Genomic DNA, 5,583 nt, shown 5'->3' on the forward strand with positions numbered 1-5,583 from the left:
TTTGTTACCCCCCGCCGAAAAACTACAAAATTTCTTCGGCGTTTTCTTACAATTTCAAATTGGCGTTGACAATCTCACACCGGACAGGACGAAGCCCATCACCGCCCGGAAATTAGGTGATGATTTTGACCGTATCGCCGTGCTGGAAACACTCACCATAAACGCACAGAACGCCGCCAGAGCCGCCGAAACGCCCCTACCCCAACAGGAATACCCCCGCAGCATAAAAGACCGCTTACAGCGCAATAAAGCCGCCATAAACGCCCCGAAAAATGACGGAGTACAGCGCATGGTAGACATAGCCGCCAAGAAAGCCGAGGGCAAGGGGAAAGGATACGAGAAATGGGCGACCTTACACAACTTGAAGCAAATGGCGGCTACCGTGAGCGTTTACGAGGAATCCGGCTTTACTTCCCCGGAGGAACTGGAAACCGCCCTTGCTGCCGCCAATACAGAACTGCATGAAACCACCGGGAAACTGAAAGCCGTGGAAAGCACTTTGCGGGAGAAAAAGGACTTGCAGAAACAGCTATTGGCGTATATCAAGACCAAGCCAGCCCGTGACGGACTGCGGGCGCAGAAAACGGAGAAAGCCCGAAAAGCCTACCGGGAGCAGCACGAAAGCGAATTTATCATTTCCGAATCTGCCGCCCGGTATTTCAAGGCACAGGGAATCTCCAAGCTGCCAGCGTCCAAAGCCCTACAAGCAGAGATTGAACAGCTTACAAGGGAGAAGAACACGCTTTACAACGAGTACCGGGAGAAGAAAGCAAGCGTCCGGGAATTGCAGACCGTAAAGGGCAATCTTGACCGAATCTTGCGCCGTGAGCCGGAACGGGGAAAGGGGCGGGAAAATGAACGGTAAACGCCCCTACATGGACTACCAACAACACAGAGCCGCCCGCCGCCTTGTGCATGAGTGCTGCAACTACGATAACGGCAACTGTATCTTGCTGGATAACGGCGAGCCTTGCGTATGCGTCCAGAGTATCAGCTATTCGCTTATATGCCGCTGGTTTAGGATAGCCGTGCTGCCGCTGGACGGGAAACTGGAAGCCGCCCTACTCCACCGGGCAGACAGGAAACACTGTACCGAGTGCGGCGGGTATTTTCTCTCCAAGTCAAACCGGGGGAAATACTGCCCGGATTGCGCCGGACGCATGAAAAGAATCAAAGCCGCACAGCGCAAGCGGAAACAGAGGGATAAATGTCACGCTTTAGGATATTCCAAACCCCCGTAAATCAAGGCTTTTTTGACCGCCCTCAAAGGGTAGGCGATAGTTATATCCTTTACCCCCGAAAACGGCGTTCTAAAGCGTAACAGAAGCCCAAAACAGACCAAAGGAGGAACGAATGGCAGACAACCGCAAATATTACTACCTAAAGCTGAAAGAGAGCTATTTTGACGAGGACGCTATCGTGCTGCTGGAAAGTATGCAGGACGGTATGCTCTACTCAAACATTCTCTTGAAGATGTACCTAAAATCGCTGAAAAACGGGGGAAAGCTCCAGCTTGCCGAGAATATCCCCTACACCGCACAGATGATAGCCACCATCACCCGCCAGCAAGTCGGCACAGTGGAGAGGGCTTTGCAGATTTTTATGAAACTGGGGCTTGTAGAACCCTTGCAGAACGGGGCTTTGTACATGAGCAACATAGAACTCTTAATCGGTCAGTCCTCTACCGAGGGGGAGAGGAAACGCCGTGCAAGGCTGGTTTTACAGGAACAGAAAGCCTTGCCGGAAGCCGTGGCGGACAAACGTCCACCAGACGGGGCGGACATTTGTCCACCAGAGATAGAGAAAGAGATAGATATAGAGTTAGAGATAAAGAGAGAGGGAGAGCTAAAGAAAGGACAGACCGCCCCCGCCCCTTTTGGCAGATACAAAAACGTCTTTTTGTCAGAAAAAGAGCTTGCGGAGCTGCAAGAGGAGCTTCCCGGCAAATGGGAGTATTACATTGACCGTCTATCCGGCTATATCGCTTCCAGCGGGAAGAACTACAAGAACCATGCCGCCACTATCCGGCGTTGGGCGGCTGATGACAAGGCAAAGGGGAAGCCGAAAAAGGGAATCCCCGATTATTCCTACAAAGAGGGCGAGAGCCTTTGACCGCATAGACACAACGCCCCGTAAACAGGGCGTAAAAGACCATGAACAAGGAGGACGATTTTATGAGCGATTATGATAACGCCATTTTCCGGCTTGCCACGGCACAGGAAGCAGAGCCGGAGGACTACACCGGGGAGGACGGGCTTTTATATTGCGGGAGCTGCCGCCAGCCCAAAGAAGCCTACTTCCCGGAGGGCAAAACCTTTTTCGGACGTGACCGCCACCCGAAAGAATGTGAATGCCAGCGCAAACGCCGGGAAACGCTGGAAGCCAGCCACCGGGAATACAAGCACCGGGAGGAAGTGGAACGGCTGAAACGAAAGGGATTTACAGACCCGGCTATGCGGGAATGGACGTTTGAAAACGACAACGGGAAATGCCCCCAAATGCACAAAGCCTATTCCTATGTGGAGCAATGGGAACGGGTAAGCACCGGGAACTATGGATTGATTTTGTGGGGGAATGTCGGCACAGGCAAAAGCTATTTTGCCGGGTGTGTTGCCAATGCCCTTATGGAGAAAGAGGTTTCCGTGTGCATGACAAACTTTGCCTTGATACTCAACGACCTTGCCGCCAGCTACAAGGACAGGAACGAGTACATAGCCCGCCTTTGCAGCTTCCCTCTGCTTATCCTTGACGATTTCGGCATGGAGCGTGGCACGGAATATGGCTTAGAGCAAGTCTATAACGTGATTGACAGCCGATACCGCAGCCAAAAGCCGCTGATTGTCACCACAAATTTGACGCTGGAGGAATTGCAGAACCCGGAGGACACCGCCCACGCCCGCATTTATGACCGCCTTACAGAAATGTGTACCCCCGTCCGCATTACCGGGGAAAATTTCAGAAAAGCCAGAGCAAAGGAGAAAATGGAACGCCTTAAAAAGCTGCTGAACGGAAAGGAGATTTGCCTATGACCGACACCATGAAAAAAGACCGCCCCACCCGCCGCCCGGATTGCGTGACAGAAGTACGCCGGGGGAACACCGTCCTTGTGGTTTCCGGCTATTTCAAACAAGGCACTACCGCCACCGCCGCCGACAAGATGATGAAAGTGCTGGAAGCGGAAAGCGCAGCCGGGGGAACTGCCGCCCATGCCATGTAAAGTGACATTCCTTACTGAAATTTATTCGACATTATGTGTCATAAAGTAGCAAAAAGGACTGTACAGCCAGCCCCGCCCTATGGTATAATAGACATACGGAATAGTGGGCTGGCTGTCGGAAACGGAGGAAACCATGTTAAGACAGACCACCCAAAAAATCACCGCCCTTTATCCGAGGTTATCCCATGATGATGATATGACAAATAGACGTAAAGCCAAGTGATTTTTTTCGGCATCCATAAAGGATGCCGTTTTTCTATTATTGGATAGCCCCGACAAATTTGTAGTAGATGGTAATGCGCTTTTCCTTACCCTTGCGGCAGCGTCCCATACCCGGCGTTTCGTAAATCGTAATCCGGTCAATCAGTTCATGAAGCATGAAGCGGTCGAGTTTTTCAAAGCTGGTGTATTTTCGGATAAGGTCAGCGAAGCGGTCAATATCGGCCTTGGTATCCCGAACCTTTTCCAGTGCCTTTTCCATCTCTGCAATGTTCGCTTTCAGCGTTGCCCGTTCCGTATCGTAATCTGCGATAAACATGGTAAAGATGTGGTCGGGCAGCTTGCCGCTCATATTGTCCTCGTAGGTGCGTTTCAGCTTCATATCCAAGTCAGCCAGCCGCTTCTTTGCTGATGCCAGGTCGCGCTTCATTGTCGCGGTCTGTTTCTGCTGATCGGCGCATTTCAGTTCCATCAGTTTCTGTGCTGCTTTCTCGGTGTCCTCGCTGAACAGTCTGGCATTGCGCTGAATATCCTCCTGAACCACCTGATAAAGCGTGTCACGGTTAATATAGTGGCTGGAACAAGCTACTGTCCCTATCGCCTGACTGCGCCCGCACATATAGTAAAAATACTTTTGCTGGCTGACACCCAACTTCATGGATGTTCCGCAGGCTTCGCAGTAAAACAGTCCTGCAAACAGCGCCGGCTCGTCTTTGGCTTTAATGGTCTTTTTCCGCGCAATCAGTCTTTTTTGTGCTTCATCAAATAATTCGCGGGATATGATCGGTTCGTGCATATCAGGAACAACTACCCAATCTTCTTTAGGGATAGGTTCCCTTTTTTTACTTCGGTAGGATGGCGTGTACTGCCGCCCCTGCACCATGCTCCCCACATAGATTTCGTTTTGAAGCATGAAATGTACATAAGTCCGTGTCCAGAAGTGGCGGCGTTCAAACTCGCCATCCCGTTCAGGATTGTGCTTACGGAAACGTGTATATTCCTTGGGGGATAAGATACCCTCGTTGTTCAGGGTTGTTGCAATGCTCCTTGCCCCAATCCCTGCCGCGCACATTTCAAACATCCGCCGGACAACCGGCGCGGTTTCCTCGTTGATAATCAGCTTGTGCTTATCGTCAGGATGCCGCAGGTAGCCGTAGGGGTCGAGTGCGCCAAGGTATTCACCGCGTCTTGCTTTGGTATGGAGCGTGGACTTGATTTTTGTGGAAATATCCTTGGCGTACATATCGTTTAGGATGTGCTTGAACGGCGTAATATCCATGCTGCTGGTCTGGTTCAGCGTGTCAACGCCATCGTTCAGGGCAATGTAGCGTACATGGCGCTCCGGGAAATAAATCTCTGTGTACTGCCCGCACATGATGTAGTTACGGCCAAGGCGGGAGAGGTCTTTGGTAATGACCAGGTTGATGCGCCCTTTTTCAATGTCGGCAATCATCCGCTGAAAGCCGGGACGATCAAAATTCGTACCTGAGAATCCGTCGTCGATATAGGTATCGACAACTTCCCAGCCCTGTTTCTGCACATACTCGGTCAGCAATGCCCGCTGGTTCCCAATGCTCATAGATTCGTGGTCGGCTCCATCTTCGGAAGAAAGCCGGCAATAGATAGCGGCTCTGTAATTCTGTTGTTCCCTCATAAAACTGCCTCCTTATCAGTCCGAGAAACAACAGGGTTTATGCTCGTCTGTCATCTACACTATACCAAATTAAAGCGTTAAAGTCAAGCTGACAGCCTGCTGCTTCTGACGATACTACACACATATTTTAACTGCTTGTGTCGTAAAGGATTTTCTTTACGGCGGCTTCGTGGATGGCTTCGCTTGCCGTCCTTGTGCCGCTGAAAACGCTGACCACCCGGATGGTGTCGCGCCCGATGGTAAGCTGGTAGCCCTGCTCGGACGGCTCTACAGCGGGGGATTTTGGCTCTTTCGTTACTGTGTCCATACAAACCTCCCTTGCAATGAAAAGGGCCGCAGACGGGGTAGTCTGCGGCTCCTATGTACGTTTTCCCATCAGCCCTTGAAGCGGTAGGGCAGCTTGCGCCCGCCGCGCTGCTGGGTGTTATACTTTTCCAGAATGACGCGGGCGAACCGGAGGGCGGCTTTATTGGTGGAGAAGTCCATCTTGCCG

Annotated in this window: 6 protein-coding genes and 1 pseudogene; 5 read left to right on the plus strand and 2 right to left on the minus strand. The window is 51.5% G+C overall.

The window, feature by feature from the left end; all coding sequences use genetic code 11:
- The 5 genes and pseudogenes from D5269_RS16610 to D5269_RS16630 form a co-directional block, all read left to right on the plus strand.
- Positions 1 to 865 (plus strand): annotated as a pseudogene (locus D5269_RS16610) (relaxase); the annotation flags it as partial.
- Positions 855 to 1,241 (plus strand): cysteine-rich VLP domain-containing protein, encoded by a 387-nt coding sequence (locus D5269_RS16615; RefSeq protein WP_120487338.1) that lies wholly within the window; start codon positions 855 to 857, stop codon positions 1,239 to 1,241. The pseudogene D5269_RS16610 and the gene D5269_RS16615, both read left to right, overlap by 11 nt.
- Positions 1,242 to 1,353: 112 nt before the next feature.
- A complete protein-coding gene (locus tag D5269_RS16620; protein ID WP_120487340.1) occupies positions 1,354 to 2,112 on the plus strand; it encodes a phage replisome organizer N-terminal domain-containing protein in 759 nt (252 codons plus the stop codon).
- Between the two features lie 62 nt (positions 2,113 to 2,174).
- Positions 2,175 to 3,029 carry an ATP-binding protein gene (locus D5269_RS16625; protein ID WP_166545232.1) on the plus strand — a complete coding sequence of 285 codons (855 nt, stop codon included), beginning with the start codon at positions 2,175 to 2,177 and terminating at the stop codon, positions 3,027 to 3,029.
- The gene (locus D5269_RS16630; RefSeq protein ID WP_016288539.1) at positions 3,026 to 3,217 is read left to right on the plus strand and encodes a transposon-encoded TnpW family protein; all 192 of its coding nucleotides are present in this window, start codon (positions 3,026 to 3,028) and stop codon (positions 3,215 to 3,217) included. Before D5269_RS16625 ends, D5269_RS16630 begins: the two co-directional genes overlap by 4 nt.
- Positions 3,218 to 3,476: 259 nt before the next feature.
- On the opposite strand, the gene D5269_RS16635 is transcribed toward D5269_RS16630, so the two are convergent.
- Complete coding sequence (locus D5269_RS16635; RefSeq protein ID WP_120487274.1) at positions 3,477 to 5,090, minus strand: recombinase family protein; 1,614 nt, start codon at positions 5,088 to 5,090, stop codon at positions 3,477 to 3,479.
- A gap of 127 nt (positions 5,091 to 5,217) precedes the next feature.
- Positions 5,218 to 5,397, minus strand: coding sequence for a hypothetical protein (locus D5269_RS16640; RefSeq protein WP_016303769.1), 180 nt, complete (start codon positions 5,395 to 5,397; stop codon positions 5,218 to 5,220).
- Between the last annotated feature and the right edge of the window lie 186 nt (positions 5,398 to 5,583).

The organism is Anaerotruncus sp. 1XD42-93, assembly GCF_009917605.1.
In the GTDB taxonomy this organism is placed as follows: Bacteria; Bacillota; Clostridia; order Oscillospirales; family Ruminococcaceae; genus Anaerotruncus.

Bases quoted from the DNA above. Each gene is read 5' to 3' on its own strand.
- D5269_RS16615 (WP_120487338.1), top strand. From the start codon at position 855: ATGAACGGTAAACGCCCCTACATGGACTACCAACAACACAGAGCCGCC.
- D5269_RS16620 (WP_120487340.1), top strand. From the start codon at position 1,354: ATGGCAGACAACCGCAAATATTACTACCTAAAGCTGAAAGAGAGCTAT.
- D5269_RS16625 (WP_166545232.1), top strand. From the start codon at position 2,175: ATGAGCGATTATGATAACGCCATTTTCCGGCTTGCCACGGCACAGGAA.
- D5269_RS16630 (WP_016288539.1), top strand. From the start codon at position 3,026: ATGACCGACACCATGAAAAAAGACCGCCCCACCCGCCGCCCGGATTGC.
- D5269_RS16635 (WP_120487274.1), bottom strand. From the start codon at position 5,090: ATGAGGGAACAACAGAATTACAGAGCCGCTATCTATTGCCGGCTTTCT.
- D5269_RS16640 (WP_016303769.1), bottom strand. From the start codon at position 5,397: ATGGACACAGTAACGAAAGAGCCAAAATCCCCCGCTGTAGAGCCGTCC.